The sequence below is a fragment of the Ponticaulis koreensis DSM 19734 genome, from assembly GCF_000420665.1.
GTDB classification, from domain to species: Bacteria; Pseudomonadota; Alphaproteobacteria; order Caulobacterales; family Hyphomonadaceae; genus Ponticaulis; species Ponticaulis koreensis.
In genome coordinates this window covers 287,238-311,039 of the sequence record NZ_ATVJ01000003.1, presented here as the reverse complement: position 1 = coordinate 311,039, position 23,802 = coordinate 287,238, and the positions used below count along the sequence as shown (strand labels likewise).

The window sequence follows — 23,802 nt, the reverse complement described above, 5'->3', positions numbered from 1 at the left end:
TACAATTTCTTCGGAACTTTCAGAACGATCGCGGATTATTTCTCTGCAACAAGGAGAATAATCTTGAAACAACCAGACAAAACGGGCCCTCTTTACACTGCAATCTGCTGCGCACATGCGTGCACGGCTGGCGGCATGGCAAGTCTGAGGTTCGTCTGGTTCGCCGTTGAAGCGGCACTGGTTTCAGTGATTGTATCCGTCATAAATATGGCACGCCAGAAGCGCCTCAAACGGAACTCCGTCCATCTGCTTCCACACGATCCGGCCGCCTCACAAACCGTCTGATCAGACTTTTTTGACGAACTCCGTCTTCAGGCCCATCGCGCCGAAGCCATCAATCTTACAATCAATGTCATGATCGCCTTCAACAAGACGGATATTCTTGACGACCGTGCCGACTTTGACAGGCTTTGAAGCGCCTTTGACCTTCAGGTCTTTGATGACAGTCACCGTGTCGCCATCCTGCAGAATATTACCATTGGCATCGCGCCAGACACGGCCTTCGGCTTCTGTTGGCTGGGCGTCAGACCATTCATGCGCGCATTCCGGGCACACGAACAGAGCGCCGTCTTCATAGGCATAATCACAGCCACATTTCGGGCATGCAGGCACATCAGTCATCGGGTCGCTCCGGCAGAAAATCAGTCCGCGCACATCGCGCCTTCGCCCTGCAAAGGTCAAGCCGCTGGTCGTGCGACCTAAAGCCCTGTATGCACAAACCAGTGAGAGGGAATGTGCACGCATGAGCGAACCGGAATGGATCGGAAAAGGGAAAGTCCGCGCGCGGATTCTCGATGACGGCACACTGGAAGCCAAGTGCAATGGCATCACCACTCAGGCCAAATACTATAAGCCGCTGTTCAAGGATTTCTTCCGCAAGGACTTCACCCGAGTTCGTCCTGGATACGGCGATTATGAAGTCCATATCGTGATGGAATTCACCGGCGACCCGCCAATCATGGACCTCGACAATCTTGCCAAAGCCCTTCTGGACAGTCTGACAGGCGCAGCTTTCCATGATGACAGTCAGGTCGCCCGCCTGCTGGTGGAGCGCCGCGAAGGCGAACGCGAGCGGATCATTGTCCGCTCCCGTGCTCTGGACCGTTTTGAAGGTCCGGAACTGACCTAGGCCAGCGCCCACATAATCTGACGCCCGATGGTGGCGTGCAGCTCATCTGTCTCTGCACCGATCGGGTTTTCGACATTCAGATAGCTGGTGATCAGGATTGGATCATTCGGCGCATCAGGTCGGTAGGCAAAGGCAACGTCATTACTCTGATTGTTCGAGCTGGTGCCTGTTTTGTCACCACCAATCCACGGTGCATCCATGCCACCGCGCAGACGTGCAAGACCGGTCGTTGCGCCGATCATCCAGTCTTTCAACAAGGTCTGATATTCGGCGTTGAGCCCCCCACCGAAGAGATAATATCCCATCAGGCTGACCGTGGCGTTCGGCGTGCTGGTGTCTTGCGGATCGCCCGGCGCATTCTCGTTCAACATCGGCTCCCACCGGTCGAGACGCGTTGTCATCTCGCCATTATCGCGCAGGATTTGCGTGAAGCCTTCCGGTCCGTCCAGCGTCCGCAGCAACAGGTTGGCTGCCGGATTATCACTCGTCTGAACCGTTCCACGACAAAGCGCTTCGACACTGAGACGGCCCTCACCAAGAGCAGGCTCGGTGATCGGCGCATGCATCACCATGTCAGCTTCTGAAAACTCGATCATGCGCGACAGGTCTTCCTCACCCGTCTGCACCTGCTGAAGCACCAACGCTGCGAGCAACCATTTAAAGCTGGAACACATAGCAAAGCGCTCATCGCCGCGATGAGTAATCGTCTGCCCTGTCGCAAGGTTCACCGCAGATACGCCAAACCGGCCACCATTCTGGCTCTCCATATAGGCTATGGCTGTATGCACACCCTCAATGCGCCCCTCATTTTCCGGTCGCGCGAGAAGCTCATCTTCCGATGACGAACAGGCTGCAAGCAATGGAAGGCTCGCGGCGCTCGCAATCATGGTTCGGCGTGACAGTCTGAAACTCATGAAATCCCCCGATTTTGAAACAGCCTTACTCAAACCAGCCAGTAAGGTGATTTCAGGCGAAAAACGAGGTCAATTTCAGGCAGAGAGGCAATCAGAACCGTTTGAACGGTTTCGGCGCAGCCGTAGCGCTTGCTTTAGCAACCATGCGACCTTCAGGATCGAGAAGCTCGGCTTCCATGAAAGCGGTCGACTTACCGAACTTCAGAATGCGTGCGACGGCCTCAGCCCGCCCCGGAAAGAGCGGACGCATATAGCTTGTCTTCAATTCCAGTGTCGGTGCGGTCATCGTCACATTCGACGCGATAATGCAGCAGGTAGACATGGCCTCGTCGAGCATCGCTGTGAGAAAGCCGCCCTGAATAGCGCCTGTCGGGTTGGAGAATGACGGGTTGACGTCAAAACCCATACGGATTGTCATCGCATCCTGATCAACGGCCAGAAGCTCCATGCCGAGCGTATCAGAGCATGGCGGGCGCTTTTTCGAATTGCGAAAGCGCGCCAGCATCTCTTCATCGCTGATACGCGGCTTTTCCGTTGGGGCTTCACTCATAAAAGCTTACTTCCGGCGGAATGCATCAATGCTGACGACGGTGCCATCGCTGGCCGGGCGTGACGGTTCAGCATCATCGCTTTCTTCTGCTACGGTTTCAGCAGGCTCGGCAGGTGCCGGCGTATCTGAAATGTCGAGCGTTTCAGCGGTGTGCATGTGCGCAGGCGGAATTTCCATCGCAAAATCGACGCTCGGATCGAGGAAGCGCGTCACTGCAGCATACGGGATGTGCAGGTGCTGTGGCACGCCCGAGAACTGAAGCACGATTTCGAAGTGATGATCATGCACTTCCAGATCCCAGAACTGATGCTGGATCACAATTGTCATATCTTCCGGAAAACGCGTCAGCAGATGCTCGGCGATTTGCACGCCAGGCGCTTTCGTACGGAACGAAATGTAGAAATGGTGGTTGCCCGGAAGGCCAGCTGGTGAAGCTGCCACTTTAAGCGCTTCTTTCATCACACCGCGTTTCGCAGCTTCGAATAGCGCCTGATAGCCAATGTCATCGGTCATAAGCGAATGTATTCCCCTTTGGCCCTTAGTTAGCGATCCAAACCATATCACACAATGGGGTTCATTTCATAAGCGAACTGGATTCGCCTTTTTGGGTTAACGACGGATACCGGACACGGACGGGTTTTTAAACTGTTGTCACTGAATTCCGGCTCGTAACAAAATCTGCGGAAAGCAAATTTAGTCCGCTCACACGAGTTTGAAAGACTCTCCTGATATATCTCCCTCAATCAACTTGACGTTCCGCGGCAATAGGCGTTTTTGAGGGCATGGGTTCACCGAACAGTCCACTGACAGAAGAGATCAAAAAACGCGCCTCGCAATCCAAAGCGATGGTGTCGCGCTATAGTCGGCGCAGCCTGATCTCCGAGAGTAAAGTCTGGTTGCTTGCACTGTTCTGCGGCCTTCTGGTCGGGCTTGTCATGGCGGGCCTGCGCGCCGCGATTGTCGGCATCGAGTTTATTGGTTTCGGCGCTCAGGATGAACGCATCACCAGCGCTGTGACACAGCTTCACCCGCTGCGCGCCCTGCTTATTCCGGTCATTGGCGGCTTTGTTGTATCTGCCCTGCTCTATATCGGCCTCAAGCTCGGCATTCGCGGCGACCCTCGCATTGGTGGCATTCGCGACGTCATCGAAGCCCGCCGTCATGTGCTGGATCGGCGCGGGCGCACAACGCCGCTCGTTTCCCTGCATATGTCGTTGAAAGACGGTCTTCAGACCTTCCTTATCGCCGTCGCATCGCTCGGTTCAGGCGCAAGTGCAGGCCGGGAGGGACCAGCCGTTCACGTGGGCGCTGTGCTGTCCGGCTTTTTTGCCCACCGCTTCAACCTGACGCCAGCCCAGATCCGCGCCCTACTCGGCTGCGGCGCAGCAGCCGCCGTCGCCAGCTCGTTCAACGCGCCGCTCGCAGGCCTGCTCTTTGCGCACGAAGTCGTTCTCGGCCGCTACCGGACGTCTGACATCGGACCAATTGCCGTTGCCAGCGTATCTGGCTCGCTCGTCACCCGTCTGATCTTTGGCAATAATGCAGTCTTTGCGCCGCCCGTATTCGATGACCCACCGGTGATCTTCTTCATCGGCACGCCATTTATCGGCCTGATCGCAGCTGGCCTTGCTATTGTAATGATCCGCGCATGGGTTGCCGCGCCTCACATTGGCAGCCGGTTCGCAGACAAGATCAAAATTCCGCACTGGATGCTGCCGCCAATTGCCGGCCTTATTATCGGTGTCTTTGCCCTCGCCTATCCTCAGGTCCTAAGCGTTGGCTATGAGGCAACAGCGACCTCGATTGCAACGGGCTATAGCGCTGCCTTCATGCTGATCCTCGCCGTCGCAAAAATCGCAGCAACGACCATCTGTATCGGCGCGCGGTTTGGCGGTGGCGTATTCTCAAGCTCTATCTTTGTCGGCGCTATGGTTGGCGGCGTGTTCGGAGCGATTATGGCCGCGCTTACCGGTCATGGTGAAATGGCCCAGAGCTTCTTCACACTGGTCGGCATGGGCGCGATTTCAGGGGCGGTCCTTGGCGCGCCAATCTCGACGACGCTGATCGTCTTCGAACTTACCGGCTCATATGAAACCTCAGCAGCGGTTCTGATCGCCGTGTCCATGGCGACCGTGATCGTGCAGGCAACTGTTGGCGGCGGCGTGTTCGAGAAACAGATACGCGCAGACCGGTTCTGACGGTCGCCAACGCGAAAAGCTTCTCTTAACCGGCTCGCACCATGATGCGTCGGACCTCTTCAAGGCCTGACGTTTCATGCTCCGCACTGTCCAGCTCATTCTGCCCGCGCTTATTCCGTCCTGGAACTTCTTTGACGTGATCGCACCGTCCCCGCGGATTGAGCACCAGCTGCTGGATCACGCCGGTAAGCCGCACGGCGACTGGCAGGCCTTTCGCCCAAGGCCGGACAACATCTCGCTCCTGACGATGTTGCGACGCCTCATCTGGAACCCACGCTGGAATGAGAGCCTGTTCCTCGTCTCATGCGCCGAGCGCCTCTCACAAGACATCACGCCAGAGCACTCGGAACGCGAAATCCTCACCCGTATGAAGCGGGACCTGCAAGCCGAAACAGACGCCGCGCAATTCCGCTTTCGCCTAGTCTTCATCCACCGCGAGGATGAAACACTGACGCAGGAAATCCTCTACACCTCCGCGCCGGAGCCGCTCGCATGACGCTCGACCTTGCCATGCGCTGGACGGAGACACTCCTCGCCATCGCACTCATCATGCCAGGCGTGGAGCATATCCGCGCGGGCGGCAAAGAGCGCCCACTCTTCGGCCTGCGGCTTATTCTGTGCCTGTTGCTGCTCTATCCGGAGATCGGGGCATACTCGGCCTGGATATGCCTCGCCATGAGCGGGCTCGCCGTACTCATTCTGCACCGCTTTGAAGGCCCGTATAATGGCGGTTCGGACAGGATGAGCCTGCTCATCCTGTTCTGCCTGACGCTCGCCCACTGGCTGCCGCAGGAGAACTGGAAAGAACTGGCCTTCGGCTATCTCGGCCTGCAGCTCACCCTCTCCTATTTCATTTCAGGCTGGGTGAAGATCAGAAATCCAGACTGGCGGACAGGCCGCGCACTGCGCGATGTGTTCGCCTTCTCGGCCTATCCGGTTGCAGAGAATTTGCGCGGGCTGGCAGACAGGAAAACCCTGCTTCTGGCGGGCAGCTGGCTCGTCATGGTCTGCGAGCTTTTATTCCCGCTCAGCCTCGCCTCGAAATACACGCTCATCCCGTTTCTGGTGCTGGCAGCGAGCTTTCACCTCTCCAATGCCATGTTCTTCGGCCTCAACCGGTTCGTGCTGGCATGGATCGCGGCCTATCCGAGCATTATCTGGCTACAGGACCGGTTTATCGGAGGGTAATTCGCGCACTGAAAACCTACAGTGACTTTCCCCGTTCTCACCCCATGTTAGAGTAGAACGAAACGCGAATCATTCCCTAGAAAAATCGTACGTACAGAATGTCAGACCAGATCCCGCTTTCCCAGATGGCCATGGCGCGTCCAGCCGGCCAGCCGACCTCCTATCTTGAGGGTTTGAACCCGGAGCAGAAACGCGCTGTCGAAACCGTCGACGGGCCGCTTCTCGTTCTGGCAGGTGCGGGCACGGGCAAAACGCGCGTTCTGACGACCCGCCTTGCGCACATCATCCGCACAGGCCGCGCCAAGCCATGGCAGACGCTGTGCGTGACCTTCACCAACAAGGCCGCCCGCGAGATGCGGGAACGCGCGATGAACCTGATCGGGCCGGAAGGCGAAGGCCTGCGCTGGCTCGGCACTTTCCACTCCATCTCCGCGCAAATCCTTCGCAAACATGCAGAGCTGGTCGGCCTCAAATCCACCTTCACCATCATCGATACAGATGACCAGATCCGCCTCTGCAAGCAGATCATCGAAGCCGAAGGCATTGACCCGAAGCGCTGGACGCCGCGCTTCATGGCTGGCCTCATTGATGGCTGGAAGAACCGCGCGCTGCTGCCGGGCAAAGTGCCGCCGGACGAGGCCTATCAGTTCGCAGACGGCAAAGGCATCAAAGTCTATGACATTTACCAGAAACGCCTCAGCGTTCTGAATGCCTGCGATTTTGGCGATCTTCTGCTTCTCACCATCCGCCTGTTTCAGGAAAATCCGGATGTGCTGGAGGAATACCTCAACAAGTTCCGCTACATCCTCGTAGACGAGTATCAGGATACCAACATCGCCCAGTATTTGTGGCTGCGGCTTCTGGCGCGCGGCACGGGCAATATCTGCTGCGTGGGTGATGACGACCAGTCCATCTATGGCTGGCGCGGCGCGGAAGTGACAAACATCCTCAAATTCGAGCAGGATTTCGACGGCGCGGAGGTGATCCGCCTTGAGCGCAATTACCGCTCAACCGGCCATATCCTCGCAGCGGCCTCCCACATCATTCAGGAGAACCGCGGACGCCTCGGCAAAACGCTCTGGACCGAGGGCGATATGGGCGAGAAAGTCCAGCTGCGCGGCATCTGGGATGGTGAGGCCGAAGCCCGCCTGATTGGTGAAGATATTGAGCAATGGCAGCGCGGCGGTGGCCAGCTGGCCGATTGCGCTGTGCTGGTGCGTGCCTCATGGCAGATGCGGGCGTTCGAGGAACGCTTCATCATGCTGGGGATTCCGTACAAGGTGATTGGCGGCCCGCGCTTCTTCGAGCGTGCTGAAATCCGCGATGCCATGGCTTATTTCCGCCTCATCCGCTCTGAAGATGACGACCTCGCCTTTGAGCGCGTGGTGAACCAGCCAAAGCGCGGCGTCGGTGCAGCCTCCTTGCAAAAGCTGCAAGCCATTGCCCGTGAGGATGGCCGCTCGCTCAACACGATCTGCCGCATGGTTCTGCAGACAGACGAAGTCAAAGGCGCGGCGAAGCGCGGCCTGACGAGCTTCATGAACCATCTGGATATGTGGCGCGACAAGCACCATGCCGGCATCAGCCATACGGAGCTGGCCGAGCAAATCCTCGATGAGAGCGGCTATACAGACATGCTGCGCGCAGACCGCTCGCCGCAAGCGGCAACGCGGCTCGACAACCTGAAAGAGCTCGTCAATGCGATGGGCCAGTTTGACAGCCTCGCTGCCTTTCTGGAGCACGTTCAACTCGTCATGGATGCCTCCACCGAAAGCGGCACAGATGATGAAGTCCAGATCATCACGCTCCATGGCGCGAAGGGCCTTGAATGGCCGCTCGTCTTTCTGCCGGGCTGGGAAGAGGAAGTCTTCCCCTCCAAACGCTCTATCGATGAGAACGGCAATAAAGGCCTCGAGGAAGAGCGCCGTCTTGCCTATGTGGGCATTACCCGCGCGCGGCAGAGCTGCCGGATTTCCTTTGTCGCCAACCGCCAGATTTATGGCCGCTGGCAGTCTGTCATTCCGTCCCGCTTTGTCGACGAGCTGCCGCATGAAAATGTCGAAGCCGTCAGCGAGACCGGCTATGGCCAGAACCAGGGCTATGGCGGGTTTGGCAGCTCAGGCTTTGGGGGCAAAACCTCTGACAGTTTTGAAGATCTGGGCGAGCGTAGCTCTTACTCATCGCCCGGCTGGCAGCGCATGAAAAAGACAGAGCGTAAGCGCTCTGCCCCGCCAACCATTGATGGCAAGGCCGAACTCATCGCCTCCTCAGCGCCCGGCAAATCCAGCTTTAAAATCGGCCAGCGCGTCTTCCACATCAAATTCGGCTATGGCCGCGTGGAAGTCATTGAAGGCGCGAAGATGACGGTGGAGTTCGAAAAAGCCGGCACGAAGAAGGTCATCGCGACGTTCCTTGAGGCGGCTTAGGGGGTAGAGTGGGCCTCGCCCTCCAACTCCTCGCGCAATAAAGGCCTTACATGAAAGCAGGAGGGAGAGATGATCGTTTGGGGTAAACTGAAGACCGCTAGAATTTTGACTTTTTCGATGCTTTTACTCATCTGCTCCGGGTGCTCGACGTCGTCGTTTATAGAGCTCCCCGGCGAAGTTGTTACTGATTTCAATCGTGCTTGCGGCCCTGTTCGTGATGTTCGTGCCCATATGCGGCGATTGCAGATAGCATTGTCCGACAACTGTGGAGCGGTAATTAGCTATTTTACGGTTAGAGAACGCGGATCGGTCGATCAATTTTTAGCGTTCTCAAATTTAGCTTTGTCCGACGATTATCACCCATATTTAGGTCTAAGACAGAGCAGATGCGAGATAGTCGCTCGATATTTTCAGTTGGTTGAACTGGGGGAAATTCCGCGAGAGGAATTGGATGTTTGGTTAAACGGTATCGACGCCATAATTGCTTTTGATGGGCCACGTGAGCGCCCAAACGGTGATATTTTTCCGTTGGAAACAGCATGCAGTATTCAAGCGCCGTAGGGTGCATTAGACGCAACGTCGTAATGCACCACAAACTTGAACATTGGTGGATTACGCTGCGCTAATCCACCCTACATTTCATCTTTTCAATCACAAATGTTCTTGGTATGTTCCAAATCATGCCAAATTATCGTCGTCTCTTCGTGCCGGGTGGCACTTATGCTTTTACTGTTTGTCTTGATGACCGATCATCAAGACTGCTGCTGGACGAACTTGGTCTCCTGCATCAATGCTTTGAAAAAGTCCGTACTAAATATCCCTTCGAGACAATCGCTTGGGTGTTTCTCCCCGACCACTTTCACACAATCTGGCGTATGCCGGAGGATGATCATGATTTCGCGAAACGACTGCGACTGATCAAAACGCATTTCACCAAATCTCTGAGACACACACCGACTGGTCGCCGCCATGGCGAACGTAGCATATGGCAACGCCGATACTGGGAACATCTTATCCGCGACGATGCCGACCTCGGCGCGCACATGGATTACATCCATTGGAATCCGGTGAAACATGGATATGTGGCCGATCCAGCCGACTGGCCACATTCGTCATGGCATCGGTACAAGGACGAATGGGGACGCGCCGCATAACCCGTCTTTCGGTGGATTACGATCTTTCGATCTAATCCACCCTACATTTCTCCAACAAAAACAATCCAACACCGCGCACTCCACCCACACACTTCCCGTCATGTCGGATGTGTCTGCCCCTGAAGAAATTCTGTCCTATGAGCCGCGGGAAATTGCCCGCCGGTTGAAGGGCTATATTGCGGGCGCGCATCACAGCGCGGAGGGTGACTGCGAGGCCCCTCCAGAGGGCATTCAAACCAGGCGCCCTTATATGCAGCGCCGCTTCATGAGCGACGGCCTCACCCATGTAAAACGGCTGGAATATCTGCTGCGCTGTTTCATACTATTTCTGACCGCAGAGCTAATCGCGCTCGGCCGGTTCACGCCAGCCAAGTCACGCGAGCGCCATAACGCGCCACAGGAAAAACGCCTCGCCGAGCGGGAAGATGAAACCCTGCGCGACCAGCTTCGCGACCTGCCACGCCTGCCCGCATTCAACGTTCTGACACCTGTCATCGGGGCACACGGGCGCAAAAGCCGCCGCAGCACGCGCCGTTATACCTTCCTGCCGGATCGTCTGCAGCTTGTAGAGGCCGGGCACCTCTTTGCTCGGCTGAAACGCCTCTCTCATGTGCTGGAACACGCTGACCGGTTTGCGCTCAATCTCGCGCGGCGGGTTGCAGTTGAACTCCCCTCTCCGCCCTCTGGGGGGAGAGGCTTGAGAGGGTCAGAAATCGTACACGATTTCCCTATCAAGGGGGGTGAGGTGGGCCAGTTAAAACGCCTGAAGGCTAAACCGGTCTCCAACCTTTCACCCTCATCCCAAACCCTTCTCCCTGAGGGAGAAGGGCCTCCCCACCCGCTCTGGTTCGCGCCGTTGGCAAACTTCTGCCCGCCCGAAGAATTATGGGCCTCTGCGACCACGCAGGCGGAGCGCAAAGACGTGAACTTCATTCACTATCTGGCGTCTGCAAAGCTGGAAGAGATCGGCTACGGTATCCGGCCCAATCCTTATGCCGGCCTGCCGGACTTATCCTGTCTCGACCCGCCACCTCCCCCGAAAATCAGAAGCCTCTGATTTTATGCTCGGGCGCGTCGCTCGCTGCCTCGCTCGCCCTGCGCCTGCGCGGTCGCTTGTGTGCATCTTTGTTTGACCGCCCGCTCCGGCTCCGCCTTCGCGATGGGTCACGCTCAGGGCTGCCCGCTTTTCTCGAACGTCAGTGTTGGCCGCTCCACGAGCAACGCGAAGGCGCAGGTGCGTTGAGCCGGAGGCAAAACAACAGCACCGAGCAAACCACTCCCCACTTAAACCACGCACCTCCCCGCCCCATATCCACTACTGACGGAAGGGACACATCATGAAATATCATCTGGCAGAGCTGAATGTCGGGCGACTTGTTGCGCCGACGGATGATCCTCGCGTGAAGGATTTCATGGACAATCTCGATCTCATCAACGGGCTGGGCAAACGCATGCCGGGCTTTGTCTGGATGATGGAAGGCTCGGGCGAACCGGGCACCGGCAATACCGATGCAAAGATTGAGGGCGACCCGAAACATGTGACGAACCTGACCGTCTGGAAGGATGTCGAAAGCCTTGACCGCTTTGTCTGGGGCACGGTCCATAAGAAATTTTACGAGCGTCGCGAGGAATGGTTCGAAGTGCTTGGCGAGATGCATTTCGTCATGTGGTGGGTGCCTGAAGGCCATGAACCCACTCTGGAAGAAGCGCTGGAAAAGCTGGAGCTGCGCCGCGCCAATGGCGATAGCGACGAGGCATTCGGCTGGGACTGGCTGAAAGAGGCGAAGATGCACCGCACCCACGCCTGCGCGCCAGCGGCCTAGACGAAATCTGTCAGCATGACGTGCATGCCATAGTCAGAGGCTGCGCTCGGCTGGGCTTGCAGGAATTTCACTGACGGGTTCCGCTCTTTGGCGCGTCGGGCAATCTGCTGTTTAGCCTCATCGCTGATCGACATGCCGAACATGACCTGATTGAGACTATCCAGCGGCAGTCGGAAATTAGTCTTCTCATGCGCGAGCAGGCGGACTTCCTGTTCATAGGCCCAGGCTATGCCTTTGGTGGTGACGGAACGCACAGCGGCATTATCGACGATAGAGCCACCCGTTGGCGCGTAGAAATCGCCATGCACCAGCCATTCAGTCACGGCGTTATTGCCGTATTTCACCGGCTGAACACCAAGGAGGACAGACCCGACGTCCGCGCGCGGAAACGGGCGAATGATATAATCGTCAGGCAGGCTGTAGGTCAGGCAGACGCCTTTATGATCATCTGCGCGGCGGGACCAGTTCACGGTATTGTCCGGCACAGCGCTGAAAAAGCAGACACCCATGGCGCTGCGCTTTTCCTCATACCGGTCGAGGCGGCGTTCCAGAAAGGCAATCTCTTCGAGGCGTTCGCGGTCTGTCACAACAGCGCGGGCGCGGGCGATGGCCGCTTCCATATCAATCCGACACTCGGGCGGATCGTTTATATTGAGCCCGTCCGCATGGCCGCAATAGAGCTCTGATCCTGTCAGTTCGCGCCAGAACGCATCATCAATCGGAAGATATCGAAATAGCTTCATCGGTAGTCACCCTGTCCCCGCCGGTTATGGTCCGACTTGTTTCAGACCATCAGGCCCGACGAGCCTTAAGATTTCATCAAGCTCTGGTAACGTTTGTTAAAACTTTTGAAGATAGTCTTAATCCCATAGACCGACGTATCGGCAGTGACAGAAGTCACCCAGCCCGAGCGGAAGGCAGATATGGGTATGGCGAATGCCGCTCTGATGCCCTCCAGCAGATGCGCCTTGTAAACACGAGGAGCAACAACATGGTTGATAGTATATCGCGAGCCTCAGCTTACGCTGCATTGCAGCCGTTTGGTGGTTCCGCCCCCGTCCAGCCTGAACAGGCTGCACAACGCCCGAGCCAGCTCGATCTTCCTCCACCCCCAGGACCATTAGAGCAACTTCGGGAATCTATTCGCAGTTCCGAGATTGATACAGAAGCACTCTCTACCCGCCTGACCGATGCATTCGGCCAGGGTGCCGACGGAGTAGTCTCGGAGTCAGGCGTCGTGGATCTCGACGCGCTGACTAACCTCATCGCAGAAGAACGGACCGCCACCACCCGCACAGACCTTGCGGCCCGTTTTGGCGATGAGGCTGCGAATTTCGTGTCGGATCGGGGCGATGTCGATTTAGACGGCCTTCGTAACTTTGCCCAGGAACGAGGGTTCGACGTCCGCGATGAAGATCTGGAACCCCAGACAGGCTTCAGCGGCGCTCAGATTTCCGGCTACTCTCCGCGTGGTCAGGCGACAGTCACTGCCCCTCAGAACTTCCTTAGTGTCGTCGCCTGACCCGCCTTTTTTAAGGCAAGGTCCCCATCAATGTGAGTGCGTGATCGCGTAAGGCGTTCATCGCACTCATCTCACTGAGATCGCCGTGCAGATACAGGGCATAGGCAAAGAATTTGGTGTTATGTAGCGCTGCGAGGCCCGCCTCGGACGCATGGGGATCCTGCCAGCGCGGATCGCTCTCATCCGGTGCGATCATCGCGAAGAACTCGTTCCATGTCTCTTCGCTCACCTTGCCGGACCGCGCGAGAAACACGACAGGTCGCGCAAGTCTTTCCGGCTCGCCTGCAGTATAGGCCGGTGCATCCGGCGGCGCTATCTTGCTTGCAATGGCGGCAAGGATCATCAGCGCATCATCTTCGGTGATCGCCTCGTTCAGCGACAGCTGCTTTAAAAGGTCTGCGCCATGGGCGACGCCGTGCCGCCAGCCCTCGTCGTCATCAAAGGCGCGGTAGTCACTCAAGCCGGAAAGATATTCAGCGCCTATTGTAACGAGGTCTGACCGCATATCGGCGCTCATCCAGCCATGTACGCGGTCGGTCCGTGCAATCTCGGCCAGCGCCAGCGCGACGAACGGGCCCTGAAAGCCGTTCGGGTCACTGCCTGCTTCATCCAGACGCTCGACCAGCATGTTCATCAGCTCGAAGAGTTCCGGCGCATCGGGTGTGTGGTTGCGCAGAATTTCAACAATGGTGGTGTAGGCGATTTCGTCTCTGATGACCGGATCAGGATCGGCCAGACAGTTCACCATCAGGAAGACTTCGGTAGAGTCTGTATAATCGATCGAATAGCCCGGCGCGTAATGGCAGGGTGGATATCCGTCTGCGAAGGCGCTCTGCGCGACCAGCGCGCTCGTCGCGCTTACACAAGCTGCCATCAGTATATGCTTCATATTGCACCCTCCCCTGTCATTCAGTCACCTTAGCCGAATTTTCCGTACTTGCACGCAGCAACATTTATCGAACGTTCACCCCCTCAGGGTTAATCTGGCGTTTCCCATAGCCACACCACGCCACGCGAAGAAATCCTGAGGGTCAGACATGTTGCGTTCGATAGCCGTACTTTCCGCCAGCGCTCTGTTTCTCGCCGCCTGTGCGAGCAATCCGGCACCTGTCAGAAACGGACGCACGCAGGCCACAGTCCCGCCTGCAAGTGGACCGGTCATCCAAGCAAACGTGGAACGCCTCTATCCGAACGAGCGGCTCTTTCTGTGCTCTGGTTCGCGAGTTTCAAATGCGCCCGACACAGACTCCAATCGTGAAGTGATTGAATATTCCCGCCTGGTTGTTGTGAACGGCGTTCCGCTTGTGACAGCCCCGGCCAACAATGCATGCGTCAGCTCCGGCTTTGGCATTCGTACCCTGAATGGAAGAACGCGCCCTCATAACGGGCTGGATATTACATCCCGTCCGGCCAGCCGCGTATTTTCCGGCGGTGCGGGCACAATCCTTGAGGCGGGCTATAACTCCGGTTTCGGTCTGTCCATCCTCATTGATCATGGCAGCGGCGTCTACACGCGCTATGCCCACCTCGAATATGTCGAAGACAATATCGAAGTCGGCGAGACCGTTCACTATGGCGAGCCGCTTGGCCGCATGGGGGCATCAGGACACGTAACAGGCATTCACCTACACTATGAGGTTCTGACCGGTACCTATCAGGCGGGCGTTTGGGGTCGCGGGCTTACACCGCGTAATCCGTTCGATTTCCCGCCATGGATCGACCCGCGCCTTGCGCTGACCGACACCCAAGCAGCTCCGCTCAGCCGATAGGCAATTTTCGGACCGCATCGCGAGACGAAAAAAAGGTATTCCACCAACGCCCGTTCCGTAGTTTATGGGCGTCATGTACATGGTATCTGCAACTGCACCCCGTAAAGTGATTGAAGCCGTAGCCGACGCGCTGACATGGCTCGATCCGTCTCCTGCCGACGCTGTCGACACGAAGGAAGAAAGCCGTACGCTCTGGCGTATCGATGCGTATGCCTCCGACTTCGACACGGCTTATGGCTGCGCAGGCATTATGGAGCTTATCGCGCCGGATCTGAGCCCTGTGGTTCAGGAATTGGAAGACATGGACTGGGTTGCCATGTCTCTTGAAGGGCTTCCTGCTGTTCATGCTGGCCCGTTCGTTGTCGCCGGCGCGCACCAGCTCGCTAAAGGGCATCCGGGTCGTATTCCGCTCTGGATCGAGGCGGGTCTTGCATTTGGTACAGGCCACCATGGCACGACTGCAGGCTGCCTGCTCGCGCTGGAAAACCATGCCCGCCGTCGCAAGATCGGCAAAGTGCTTGATGTCGGCACAGGCTCTGGCGTTCTGGCCATCGCAGCGGTTAAGCGCGGCGGCACGTCTACGATTGCCAGTGATATCGACCCGGTTAGCGTTCGCGTCTCTCAGGTGAATGTCGAAAACAACAAGGTCGCCAATCAGGTCAAACTCGTAGAGGCCAAAGGTACAAAGGCGAAACTTATCCAGACGTCGGCGCCTTACGATACAATCTTCGCGAATATTCTCGCAAAGCCGCTGATCAGCATGTCCGGTGATCTGACACGCGTTCTGAAGCCGGGCGGCGTTGTCATCCTCTCCGGCCTCCTGACCTTCCAGGAACCAAGCGTGCGCGGCGCATTTGCCGGTCGCGGCCTGAAACTGGTTGACCGCATCCGCCGCGATGGCTGGTCTACTCTGGTGTACCAGAAACCGCTGACGGTAAAACCGGCGAAGAAAACCACGCGCAAAGACGATCTCGCCGATCTCGTCAAAGCGCTTGAGGCTGGAAATGTCGACGCGCTAAAAACTTTTGAAGGGTTTGAGGACGCATAAGCGGCGTCTTCACGCCATTCTGGTGAGGTTTCCCAAACACTGGGCATTTACAGGCGTTTTATCCCTGCTATCTCCTAGTGTATGAGACAAACATTCGACGTCCGCGGCGGCCCGGAAATTGGCCGCACTCACCTGCCCCTGCTTCGCGAAACGATGAAAGCACGAGGCGTTGACGGCTTTTACCTGCCGCACGAAGACGAATATCAGAACGAGTATCAGCCGGAGGCTAACCAGCGCCTGACATGGGCGACCGGCTTCACCGGTTCAGCTGGCGCCGCGTTCATCCTGTCTGACCAAGCCATCGTCTATGTCGATGGTCGCTACTCCATTCAGGTGCTCGAACAGGTCGATCAGCAATTGTTCGACATTCAGAAGTTCGATCCGCCCGGGCCGTTCGATCTGATTGCAGACATGGACCTTGAGGGCAAAGTCATCGGCTATGACCCGCGCGTGATGACGCCCCACACGGCCAAGGCGCTTCGTCTTGCCCTGCAGAAGGCGGGCGCGGTCGCAAAGGCGCTGCCAAAGAACCCGATCGACCAGTCATGGAAAGGCCGTCCACGCCAGCCTATGACACAGCTCGTGCCGCAGGACCTCAAATACGCCGGCACTAGCTCGCCGGAAAAGCGTGAAGCGATTGCTGCGAAACTTCGCAAAGAAGGCGCAGATGCGGCCGTGATCACCGCGCCGCCAAGCATTGCGTGGCTGTTCAACATTCGCGGTAGCGATGTGCGCTGTTCCCCACTGCCGCTGGGCCGCGCCATTTTGCATGCCGACGGGAGCGCCGAGCTATTTGTAGCGCCGAAAAAAGTCACGGACGAAATCCGTGAACATCTTGGTAATCAGGTGTCTATCCGCGACATCAACGAGCTCAATAAAGGGCTGGCTGATCTGAAAGAGAAAACAGTCTGGGCAGACCCTGCGACAGCATCTGAATGGGTGTTCTCAACCCTGAAGCGGAGCAAGGCGACCATTATGGAAGCAGCCGACCCGATCGCGCTGCCGAAGTCCACAAAGAACTCTGCTGAGATCGCTGGAGCAGCACGCGCGCACGAAATCGACGCCGTTCCGATTGCGCGTTTCCTTCACTGGCTGGAGACTGGCATTGAGCCGGGCAAGACCACTGAGATCGACGCTGTGCGCAAGCTGGAAGGCTTCCGCAATGACACGGGCGTTCTGAAGGATATTTCCTTCGAGACGATTTCAGCCTTCGGGTCTAACGGGGCGATGGCTCACTACCGTGTCAGCAAAGCATCCAACGCGACCTTCACCGAGGGTAATCTCTTCCTCGTAGACTCCGGCGGCCAGTATTTCGAAGGCACAACGGACATCACCCGTACAGTCGCCATTGGCGAGCCGACGGCGGAGATGATCAAGCACTACACGCTGGTGCTGAAAGGCCATGTAGCCATGTCCATGATCCGCTTCCCTGAAGGCACGACCGGCACGCATCTCGACGCGATTGCCCGTCAGCCGCTCTGGATGGCTGGTCTGGACTATGATCACGGCACAGGCCATGGCGTTGGCGCATATCTCGGCGTGCATGAAGGCCCGCAGCGTATTGCTAAAGGCTGGAACGCAACGCCGCTCGCGCCGGGCATGATCGTGTCCAACGAGCCGGGGTACTACATTGAAGGCCAGTACGGCATCCGTATCGAGAACCTTCAATACGTGACCGACTTCGAAGAGCTGCCGAACAGCTTCCGTCCGGTTATGGGCTTCGAACCGATCACATTGGCGCCATATGCGCGCAACCTGATCGACACGTCGCTTCTTACGCCGGAAGAGCTAAGCTGGGTGAACGACTATCTGAAGAAAGTCGCTGACACGGTCATCCCGATGCTCTCCGATTATCCGGACGTCGCTGACTGGATGAAAACCGCCTGCGCGCCTTTCTAATAGGCGCGATCAGGAAATCATCTCGATCCAGTCGGCTTCAGAAATCACACGTACACCGAGGCTTTCAGCCTTGGTGCGCTTGGAGCCGGCTTTTTCACCTGCGATCAGAATATCGGTCTTTGCGGACACCGAACCTGAGACTTTTGCGCCCAGGGCCAGTGCGCGTGCCTTGGCTTCATCGCGGGTCATTTCTGTCAGCGTGCCTGTGAAGACGAGTGTCAGTCCTGCCACCGGCGAATCCGCGCTCGCTTCCACGACTTCAACATCCTCAACGGCGACGAGCCCACCCCCGCCATCTGGCGCACCGACAAGATCACGCAAGACATCGCGGTTATGAGGCTCTTCATAGAAGGCGATCAGCGAATTAGCCGCCGCCATGCCGAGGCCATCGACACCCTCAATTGAACGGAAGGCGGCATGAACAGGCTTCAAGCGTTCCATTTCGCCTTCAAAGGCAGCGCGGTCTGCGAAGAGCGTGCTCAGCGTCTCAGAGATATCACCGCGCCAGGTCAGTCCGGCACCGTGCAGCGCTTCAATAAGCGGGTTCGGCCACGCCTCGCCTTCATCCTCGCCAAGTTCGATGTCGAACAGCGCGAGCGCTACTCGGTCCGTCAGCCGGTTCCCAAGACGAATTGCTTCATAGGCCTGAAGCCCTTCAGAGACCTCACCTGCTGCCCACATGAGTGCGTGGAAATCATTCCATTTGGCAAAACTGGTGGCGATACTTCTTGCGACCACATCGCCAACGTGGCGAATGCCAAGGCCTGTCAGTAGGCGCGCAAACGGTACAGACCTGCGCGCATCGATAGCCGCGAACAGATTACGTGCTGACGTTTCGCCAAAGCCTTCCCATGTCCCAAGCGGATCAAAACCTTCGCGGGCGATTGCGTCTGGTAGACGGAAAATGTCGGCTGGCGTTTTGACGATGTTACGCGACCAGAACAGCTCGATCTGCTTCTCGCCGAAGCCATCAATATCGAGTGCCTTGCGCGAAACGAAATACTTCAGACGTTCAAGTGCCTGTGCAGGACAGATCAGTCCGCCCGTACAGCGCACGCGAGCGTCTTCCTCGCCGGTCTTGGTATCCACGTCTCGTACAGCGAGCGATCCACAACGTGGACAGGTATCGGGAAACTCGAAGACATCGCCGCGGTCCGCGCGATCTGGGTTCACTACATGCAGCACTTGCGGGATCACATCCCCTGCCCGCTGGATAAGCACCTTGTCGCCAATCCGGATGTCATGAGTAACTTTTTCGGTTCCCTTATCCGTCCGGCGGTAACCGGCGATATAATCCTGATTATGCAGCGTCGCATTGGACACAACGACGCCGCCAACCGTAACCGGCGTCAGGCGGGCAACCGGCGTCAGGGATCCTGTTCGACCGACTTGAATGTCGATGGCTTCGACTGTCGTTTCGGCCTTTTCGGCGGGGAATTTATGCGCAATCGCCCAGCGCGGCGCACGCGACTGCATGCCAAGGCGCAACTGATATTCAAGGAGGTCTGCCTTATAGACGACACCATCAATATCGTAGCCAAGCTCGGAGCGTTTCGACTGGATCAGATTGTAATGCTCAATTAGGTCTTTGACCGTCTCACATCGCTTTACGAGCGGATTTATCGGAAGGCCCCATTTTCCGAACTTCTGAAGCGCCTCAAACTGGCTTGTCGCAAACGGTTCGGAGACGCCCCCCCAGCCATAGGCGAAGAAGTCGAGAGGTCTTGACCGCGTCACTTCAGGATCAATCTGGCGAAGAGACCCGGAGGCTGTATTACGCGGGTTCACGTAGGTCTTCGTGCCGTTCTTCTCGGCCTGAGCATTGAGTGCCTGAAAGGACTCCCAGCTCATATAGACTTCCCCGCGGATTTCGATTTCTGCAGGAAAGTCGTCACCCGTGAGCTTGTCCGGAATGTCTTTTAGCGTGCGAATATTGGCTGTGATGTCTTCACCGACCCGGCCATTTCCGCGCGTCGCAGCACGAACCAGTTCACCGTTTCGATAAAGGAGGTTTGCAGAAACACCATCAATCTTAGGCTCGGCCATAACAGCGAGTGCATCACTGCCATCCAGCTTCAGAAACCGGCGCATTCGCGCCACAAAGCTTTCAACATCATCGTCAGAGAAGGCATTATCGAGCGACAGCATCGGTACGAGATGCTCGACCTTGGCAAAATCATTCGATGGAGCTGCGCCTACGTTTTCCGTCGGGCTGTCTTCGCGGACCAATGCCGGAAAGTTGCGTTCCAGCATGCTGTTGCGCCGCCGCAGGGAGTCATACTCTGCATCTGTGAAGAGCGGCTCGCTTTCATCGTAATAGGCTTTGTCTGCCCGGGAAATAACGTCGGCCAGATAGGCCAGTTCGGTAGCGGCCTGCGCCTCATCCAGAGATGAGGCTTTCTGGTCGAGCGTTGCAGGCCGTTCAGGCAGAGAAGATGAATCAGTCATGCCAAGAGAATTGGCTTAAACTGTCTCTGCCATCAAGCGATCTGCGGCTGCACGCGCCTCATTTGTTATCTCGCTGCCAGAGAGCATACGCGCAACTTCTTCAAGACGCGCTTCGCCCTTCAGTTCGTTGAGCTGCGAAACAGTACGTTCGCCATCATCAACCCGTTTAGTGACGTGCCAGTGCTGGTGTCCGGATGCCGCAACCTGCGGGCTGTGCGTGATGGCCATAACCTGACGCATATCGGCCAGACGTCCGAGGCGTTCACCAACTGCTGCCGCAACCGCGCCGCCAACGCCCTGATCGACTTCGTCGAACACAAGCAGAGTCGCAGAGTGGACATGAGCCAGACACACACGAAGCGCGAGCGTGAAGCGGGCAAGTTCGCCGCCGGACGCAATCTGGTTCAATGGACCGAATGGTGCGCCAGGGTTCGTTTGAACCTCAAAGAGAACGCGGTCCTGACCGTTCGGTCCTGCTTTCTCGATTTCCAGATGGTCGATACGGACACGGAATTTCGCATGCTCAAGCTTCAGAGGCGCAAGCTCTTTGAGCACAAGCGAGCTGAGCTGTTCACCGCTGGATTTCCGGAGCGCTGACAGTTTGTCAGCCCGTTCGCAGTAAACCTTTTCAGCCTCAGCCATGGCTTTACGCGCTGATGCAATGACATCGTCAAAGGCTTCCAGTTCGGAGAGTTTAGAGCGAGCCTCGAGATGCAGGGCCGCGAGGCCATCCGGATCGACATCGAACTTACGCGCAGCTGCCCGCAGACTGAAGAGGCGCTGCTCGACCTGCTCAAGCGTATCGGGATCATGATCAAAGGCCGTCATGGAGCTTTCGACCGCAATGCTCGCCTCGTTGATTTCAATAAGCGCCCGCTCGACGGCGTCCTGTGCCGTTTTCAACGCTACAAGCTGCGGATTATCTTCTGGCGCTTCTGCAAGCTCTGGCAGACGCATGGCGCGATCAAGATGGCGCGCGGCCAAACCGAATGCGGACGCGCCATCAGACTTGCGAAGCGCTTCGTCAGCGTCCGTCATACACTCGATCAGCTTCTGGCTGTTGAGAAGCATGGCGCGCTCCAGCGCGAGGCGGGAGGCCTCCTCCTCGCCCGGGCTCAGACGATCAAGTTCTTCCAGCATATGTTCGAGCTGTGCGATTTCAGCGTCCTGAGAGTTCTGGCGGGCTTCGACCTCTTCGACGCGGTCACGCGCTTCGGCCCAGAGGCGGTAGCTTTCCGCGACGCTTTTCAACAGAGGGCCGGCCTGAGCAAACTCGTCGAGCACATCGCCATGAAGTTTCGGGTTCAGAAGCGCAGAACCGTCATGCTGACCATGGATCTCGACGAGATCCTTGCCGAGCTGCGTCGCAAGATCCGCACTTACAATCTGGTCGTTTGCATAAATCCGCGAAGGACCGCTTTGAGATAGCAAGCGACGGAACGTGACCAGAGTCTCATCATCAGAAAGGAGGCCGCGTTCCAGAAGCTCCAGCCGTGCCGGATGGTCCGCCTCAAGTTCGAAGCTTGCCGATACGCTGGTGCGCTCAGCGCCATGCCGGATGAAGCGTTTGTCAGCCTTCCCGCCCAACACAAAGCGGAGCGCATCGAGCATGATAGATTTACCGGCACCGGTTTCACCGGTGACAGACGTAAAGCCCCGGCACACATCAAGGTCCAGGGCATCAATTAAAACGAAATCACGGACAGAGAATGCAATTAACATGCACCCTGCATATCACGAGAACAAAATACGAACAAATGATTCTTTTAGAAGAGACCGAAGAAACCGCGACGGTTTGATTCTGGCTCTGCACCTGGCGTATTGCCTGTGTCTTCCATCAGCGCATAAGCGTCTGCATACCATTCGGTCGCTGGATAGTTATATCCAAGTACGGACGCAGCAGCCATTGCTTCTGATTCGAGGCCGATAGACAGATAAGCCTCTGTCAGACGGTACAGCGCCTCAGGTGTGTGGCTTGTCGTCTGGTACTCGTCCACAACTTCGCGGAAACGGTTGATCGCTGCGAGGTGCTGGTTGCGGCGCAGATACCAGCGGCCGATTTCCATTTCCTTGCCTGCGAGTTGGTCCTGGATCATGTCCATTTTCAGACGCGCATCAGCAGCGTATTCGGTTTCAGGATAGCGACGGACAACATCGTCAAACGCTGCATAAGCGTTCTCAGTGATTCCCTGATCGCGGCCGACATCAACGATCTGTTCAAAATAGCAGATGCCAATCAGATAATAAGCGTAAACAGTCTCGTCATTGCCCGGATGCAGCGAGATATAACGGCGCGCTGCATTGATCGCTTCTTCATAGTTGCGCGCCTGATAATTGGCGAAAGCGGACATTATGTTGGAGCGGCTCGCCCATTCTGAATACGGGTGCTGACGCTCAACTTCATCGTAAAGGAGCACAGCCTGGTCATAGCGACGCCCCGTCAGAGCATCGGAAGCGTTGTTGTAGAGCTGCTCCACCGGACGCGCGACGTAAACAAGGTTTTCATTCCGCGAGCTGTCGAACACACTACAGCCAGCTGTTGCGAGCGCTGCGGCTGAAATTAGCAGAATTGATTTCGCCCGAGACTTCATGAACTACACCTTACATCGTCACTGTTCCATGGTGATAGCCTGTTGTTCCTGCCACGCCAAGACGTTTCCCCATGAAAGGTCTTTAATAGAGGGCTTCTTGCCCCATTGGTCGCATCAGCAAACTTCTAGAAAACAAAAAGGCCAACCCTGATCGGCTGGCCTTATAATGATGTTTGAATTGCAGGACCGCTTAGAGCGCGTGCGCGAGTGCGGTCTCGGCGTGATCGGTGCTTTCGCTTTCCAGCGTATCAAATTCCCACGCATCCGGACGGTTCAGAACCTCACGAACAAGCAGGTTATTGATGGAGTGACCCGGCTGCTCACTCACATACCGGCCAATCAGACGGTGACCGACAAGCGCCAGATCGCCGACAGCATCGAGGATTTTGTGGCGAATGAATTCGTCTTCAACGCGCAGGCCTTCCGGATTGAGGATTTTATCGTCCTCAACAGCAATCGCGTTTTCCATAGATGCGCCCTGACCGAGGCCCATTGAGTGCAGCTTTTTGATATCGCGGTAAAAGCCGAATGTGCGCGCAAAAGCCAGCTCGCGAGCAAAGCTACGCGGCGTCAGCAGAATAGACTTACGCTGACGGCCAATCGCTTCTGAGTCGAAATCGATCGTCGCGTCCAAGTGAAAGCCATTGTCATCAGACGGCAAAAGCATGGCTGATTTAGGCCCGTCCTGAACCTCAATCGGCTTCAGAATACGGATGTAACGGGCACGACGCGCCTGCTGGCGAATGCCGGTGCGGAGAATCAGATCGGTATAGAGAGACGAGGAGCCATCCATAATCGGCACTTCCGGACCATCGACTTCGATAATCATGTTATCAATGCCAAGGCCATAAACGGCTGCAAGCAGGTGCTCTACAGTAGACAGTGTTGTGCCATATTCGTTGCGGAGTTTTGTACCGAGCGCCACATCATGCACGAGGTCGCCTAGCGCATCGATCCAGCCTTGCGCTTCCGGCACATCAACGCGGTGGAAGCGGATGCCAGTACCAACCGGTGCCGGTTTCAGAGTGAGACGCGCACGTTCGCCCGAATGCACACCGATGCCGGCGCAAATCGCGGAACTCGCTAATGTCTGCTGAAATTCGATACTGGTCACGCAACATACTCCTGTTGAGAGTAATTTGC

Annotated in this window: 24 protein-coding genes; 14 read left to right on the top strand and 10 right to left on the bottom strand. The window is 56.8% G+C overall.

Going from position 1 to position 23,802, the window contains the following annotated elements; genetic code table 11:
• Positions 1 to 63 precede the first annotated feature (63 nt).
• Positions 64 to 285 carry a hypothetical protein gene (locus G523_RS21075; RefSeq protein WP_155802866.1) on the top strand — a complete coding sequence of 74 codons (222 nt, stop codon included), beginning with the start codon at positions 64 to 66 and terminating at the stop codon, positions 283 to 285.
• On the opposite strand, the gene G523_RS0116495 is transcribed toward G523_RS21075, so the two are convergent.
• Positions 286 to 621, bottom strand: coding sequence for a zinc ribbon domain-containing protein YjdM (locus G523_RS0116495; protein ID WP_022696174.1), 336 nt, complete (start codon positions 619 to 621; stop codon positions 286 to 288).
• A gap of 121 nt (positions 622 to 742) precedes the next feature.
• On the opposite strand from G523_RS0116495, the gene G523_RS0116490 reads away from it, so the two are divergent.
• A complete protein-coding gene (locus G523_RS0116490) occupies positions 743 to 1,129 on the top strand; it encodes a RusA family crossover junction endodeoxyribonuclease (RefSeq protein WP_022696173.1) in 387 nt (128 codons plus the stop codon).
• Here the strand turns inward: G523_RS0116490 and bla are convergent.
• The 3 genes from bla to G523_RS0116475 all read right to left on the bottom strand — a co-directional run bounded on the left by bla (position 1,126) and on the right by G523_RS0116475 (position 3,106).
• Positions 1,126 to 2,043, bottom strand: coding sequence for a class A beta-lactamase (bla, locus tag G523_RS19800; RefSeq protein WP_022696172.1), 918 nt, complete (start codon positions 2,041 to 2,043; stop codon positions 1,126 to 1,128). The genes G523_RS0116490 and bla overlap by 4 nt on opposite strands.
• Before the next feature lie 91 nt (positions 2,044 to 2,134).
• The gene (locus G523_RS0116480; RefSeq protein ID WP_022696171.1) at positions 2,135 to 2,593 is read right to left on the bottom strand and encodes a PaaI family thioesterase; all 459 of its coding nucleotides are present in this window, start codon (positions 2,591 to 2,593) and stop codon (positions 2,135 to 2,137) included.
• A gap of 6 nt (positions 2,594 to 2,599) precedes the next feature.
• Entirely contained in the window at positions 2,600 to 3,106 is a 507-nt protein-coding gene (locus tag G523_RS0116475; protein WP_022696170.1) for an SspB family protein, read from the bottom strand.
• Between the two features lie 269 nt (positions 3,107 to 3,375).
• Here G523_RS0116475 and G523_RS0116470 point away from each other — a divergent pair, with 269 nt between their 5' ends.
• From G523_RS0116470 to G523_RS0116435, 8 genes are all read left to right on the top strand, one after another.
• Positions 3,376 to 4,791 (top strand): chloride channel protein, encoded by a 1,416-nt coding sequence (locus tag G523_RS0116470; protein ID WP_022696169.1) that lies wholly within the window; start codon positions 3,376 to 3,378, stop codon positions 4,789 to 4,791.
• Positions 4,792 to 4,867: 76 nt separating this feature from the next.
• Positions 4,868 to 5,287 carry a hypothetical protein gene (locus G523_RS0116465; RefSeq protein ID WP_022696168.1) on the top strand — a complete coding sequence of 140 codons (420 nt, stop codon included), beginning with the start codon at positions 4,868 to 4,870 and terminating at the stop codon, positions 5,285 to 5,287.
• Positions 5,284 to 5,979: an HTTM domain-containing protein gene (locus G523_RS0116460; RefSeq protein WP_022696167.1), complete on the top strand. Its 696-nt coding sequence runs from the start codon at positions 5,284 to 5,286 to the stop codon at positions 5,977 to 5,979. The genes G523_RS0116465 and G523_RS0116460 overlap by 4 nt, the downstream gene beginning before the upstream one ends.
• 98 nt (positions 5,980 to 6,077) lie before the next feature.
• A complete protein-coding gene (locus tag G523_RS0116455) occupies positions 6,078 to 8,405 on the top strand; it encodes an ATP-dependent helicase (RefSeq protein ID WP_022696166.1) in 2,328 nt (775 codons plus the stop codon).
• Positions 8,406 to 8,474: 69 nt separating this feature from the next.
• A complete protein-coding gene (locus G523_RS0116450; RefSeq protein WP_022696165.1) occupies positions 8,475 to 8,966 on the top strand; it encodes a hypothetical protein in 492 nt (163 codons plus the stop codon).
• A 119-nt stretch (positions 8,967 to 9,085) separates the two neighbouring features.
• Positions 9,086 to 9,559, top strand: coding sequence for an REP-associated tyrosine transposase (locus G523_RS20750; RefSeq protein ID WP_081648871.1), 474 nt, complete (start codon positions 9,086 to 9,088; stop codon positions 9,557 to 9,559).
• Positions 9,480 to 10,616 (top strand): hypothetical protein, encoded by a 1,137-nt coding sequence (locus tag G523_RS0116440; RefSeq protein ID WP_162141069.1) that lies wholly within the window; start codon positions 9,480 to 9,482, stop codon positions 10,614 to 10,616. The genes G523_RS20750 and G523_RS0116440 overlap by 80 nt, the downstream gene beginning before the upstream one ends.
• Before the next feature lie 280 nt (positions 10,617 to 10,896).
• A complete protein-coding gene (locus tag G523_RS0116435) occupies positions 10,897 to 11,382 on the top strand; it encodes a DUF3291 domain-containing protein (RefSeq protein ID WP_022696162.1) in 486 nt (161 codons plus the stop codon).
• On the opposite strand, the gene G523_RS0116430 is transcribed toward G523_RS0116435, so the two are convergent.
• Entirely contained in the window at positions 11,379 to 12,125 is a 747-nt protein-coding gene (locus G523_RS0116430; RefSeq protein WP_022696161.1) for a DUF2971 domain-containing protein, read from the bottom strand. The genes G523_RS0116435 and G523_RS0116430 overlap by 4 nt on opposite strands.
• Positions 12,126 to 12,373: 248 nt before the next feature.
• On the opposite strand from G523_RS0116430, the gene G523_RS21070 reads away from it, so the two are divergent.
• Positions 12,374 to 12,904 carry a hypothetical protein gene (locus G523_RS21070; RefSeq protein WP_155802864.1) on the top strand — a complete coding sequence of 177 codons (531 nt, stop codon included), beginning with the start codon at positions 12,374 to 12,376 and terminating at the stop codon, positions 12,902 to 12,904.
• Between the two features lie 10 nt (positions 12,905 to 12,914).
• Here the strand turns inward: G523_RS21070 and G523_RS20535 are convergent, their stop codons facing one another.
• A complete protein-coding gene (locus G523_RS20535; RefSeq protein WP_022696159.1) occupies positions 12,915 to 13,793 on the bottom strand; it encodes a DUF2785 domain-containing protein in 879 nt (292 codons plus the stop codon).
• 148 nt (positions 13,794 to 13,941) lie between these two features.
• Between G523_RS20535 and G523_RS20530 the strand changes: the two genes are divergently transcribed.
• The 3 genes from G523_RS20530 (at position 13,942) to G523_RS0116405 (ending at position 17,620) form a co-directional block, all read left to right on the top strand.
• Positions 13,942 to 14,673: a M23 family metallopeptidase gene (locus G523_RS20530; protein WP_022696158.1), complete on the top strand. Its 732-nt coding sequence runs from the start codon at positions 13,942 to 13,944 to the stop codon at positions 14,671 to 14,673.
• Positions 14,674 to 14,752: 79 nt separating this feature from the next.
• Positions 14,753 to 15,721 (top strand): 50S ribosomal protein L11 methyltransferase, encoded by a 969-nt coding sequence (locus G523_RS19785; protein ID WP_022696157.1) that lies wholly within the window; start codon positions 14,753 to 14,755, stop codon positions 15,719 to 15,721.
• 81 nt (positions 15,722 to 15,802) lie between these two features.
• Entirely contained in the window at positions 15,803 to 17,620 is a 1,818-nt protein-coding gene (locus tag G523_RS0116405) for an aminopeptidase P family protein (protein ID WP_022696156.1), read from the top strand.
• Between the two features lie 9 nt (positions 17,621 to 17,629).
• Here the strand turns inward: G523_RS0116405 and ligA are convergent, their stop codons facing one another.
• The 4 genes from ligA to lpxC all read right to left on the bottom strand — a co-directional run bounded on the left by ligA (position 17,630) and on the right by lpxC (position 23,773).
• Positions 17,630 to 20,068 carry an NAD-dependent DNA ligase LigA gene (gene ligA, locus G523_RS0116400; RefSeq protein ID WP_022696155.1) on the bottom strand — a complete coding sequence of 813 codons (2,439 nt, stop codon included), beginning with the start codon at positions 20,066 to 20,068 and terminating at the stop codon, positions 17,630 to 17,632.
• Positions 20,069 to 20,083: 15 nt separating this feature from the next.
• A complete protein-coding gene (gene recN / locus G523_RS0116395; RefSeq protein ID WP_022696154.1) occupies positions 20,084 to 21,790 on the bottom strand; it encodes a DNA repair protein RecN in 1,707 nt (568 codons plus the stop codon).
• A gap of 44 nt (positions 21,791 to 21,834) precedes the next feature.
• On the bottom strand, positions 21,835 to 22,659 hold the full coding sequence (locus G523_RS0116390; protein ID WP_022696153.1) for an outer membrane protein assembly factor BamD: 825 nt from the start codon (positions 22,657 to 22,659) through the stop codon (positions 21,835 to 21,837).
• Between the two features lie 190 nt (positions 22,660 to 22,849).
• Entirely contained in the window at positions 22,850 to 23,773 is a 924-nt protein-coding gene (gene lpxC, locus G523_RS19780; protein ID WP_022696152.1) for a UDP-3-O-acyl-N-acetylglucosamine deacetylase, read from the bottom strand.
• Between the last annotated feature and the right edge of the window lie 29 nt (positions 23,774 to 23,802).

Coding starts and splice junctions, on each gene's coding strand:
- G523_RS20750 (WP_081648871.1), top strand. CDS start 9,086: ATGCCAAATTATCGTCGTCTCTTCGTGCCGGGTGGCACTTATGCTTTT.
- G523_RS0116475 (WP_022696170.1), bottom strand. CDS start 3,106: ATGACCGATGACATTGGCTATCAGGCGCTATTCGAAGCTGCGAAACGC.
- G523_RS0116450 (WP_022696165.1), top strand. CDS start 8,475: ATGATCGTTTGGGGTAAACTGAAGACCGCTAGAATTTTGACTTTTTCG.
- G523_RS0116480 (WP_022696171.1), bottom strand. CDS start 2,593: ATGAGTGAAGCCCCAACGGAAAAGCCGCGTATCAGCGATGAAGAGATG.
- G523_RS19785 (WP_022696157.1), top strand. CDS start 14,753: ATGGTATCTGCAACTGCACCCCGTAAAGTGATTGAAGCCGTAGCCGAC.
- G523_RS0116495 (WP_022696174.1), bottom strand. CDS start 621: ATGACTGATGTGCCTGCATGCCCGAAATGTGGCTGTGATTATGCCTAT.
- G523_RS0116435 (WP_022696162.1), top strand. CDS start 10,897: ATGAAATATCATCTGGCAGAGCTGAATGTCGGGCGACTTGTTGCGCCG.
- G523_RS0116470 (WP_022696169.1), top strand. CDS start 3,376: ATGGGTTCACCGAACAGTCCACTGACAGAAGAGATCAAAAAACGCGCC.
- G523_RS0116390 (WP_022696153.1), bottom strand. CDS start 22,659: ATGAAGTCTCGGGCGAAATCAATTCTGCTAATTTCAGCCGCAGCGCTC.
- G523_RS0116455 (WP_022696166.1), top strand. CDS start 6,078: ATGTCAGACCAGATCCCGCTTTCCCAGATGGCCATGGCGCGTCCAGCC.
- G523_RS20530 (WP_022696158.1), top strand. CDS start 13,942: ATGTTGCGTTCGATAGCCGTACTTTCCGCCAGCGCTCTGTTTCTCGCC.
- G523_RS0116430 (WP_022696161.1), bottom strand. CDS start 12,125: ATGAAGCTATTTCGATATCTTCCGATTGATGATGCGTTCTGGCGCGAA.
- bla (WP_022696172.1), bottom strand. CDS start 2,043: ATGAGTTTCAGACTGTCACGCCGAACCATGATTGCGAGCGCCGCGAGC.
- ligA (WP_022696155.1), bottom strand. CDS start 20,068: ATGACTGATTCATCTTCTCTGCCTGAACGGCCTGCAACGCTCGACCAG.
- G523_RS0116490 (WP_022696173.1), top strand. CDS start 743: ATGAGCGAACCGGAATGGATCGGAAAAGGGAAAGTCCGCGCGCGGATT.
- recN (WP_022696154.1), bottom strand. CDS start 21,790: ATGTTAATTGCATTCTCTGTCCGTGATTTCGTTTTAATTGATGCCCTG.
- G523_RS0116440 (WP_162141069.1), top strand. CDS start 9,480: ATGGATATGTGGCCGATCCAGCCGACTGGCCACATTCGTCATGGCATC.
- G523_RS0116460 (WP_022696167.1), top strand. CDS start 5,284: ATGACGCTCGACCTTGCCATGCGCTGGACGGAGACACTCCTCGCCATC.
- G523_RS0116465 (WP_022696168.1), top strand. CDS start 4,868: ATGCTCCGCACTGTCCAGCTCATTCTGCCCGCGCTTATTCCGTCCTGG.
- G523_RS0116405 (WP_022696156.1), top strand. CDS start 15,803: ATGAGACAAACATTCGACGTCCGCGGCGGCCCGGAAATTGGCCGCACT.
- G523_RS20535 (WP_022696159.1), bottom strand. CDS start 13,793: ATGAAGCATATACTGATGGCAGCTTGTGTAAGCGCGACGAGCGCGCTG.
- G523_RS21070 (WP_155802864.1), top strand. CDS start 12,374: ATGGTTGATAGTATATCGCGAGCCTCAGCTTACGCTGCATTGCAGCCG.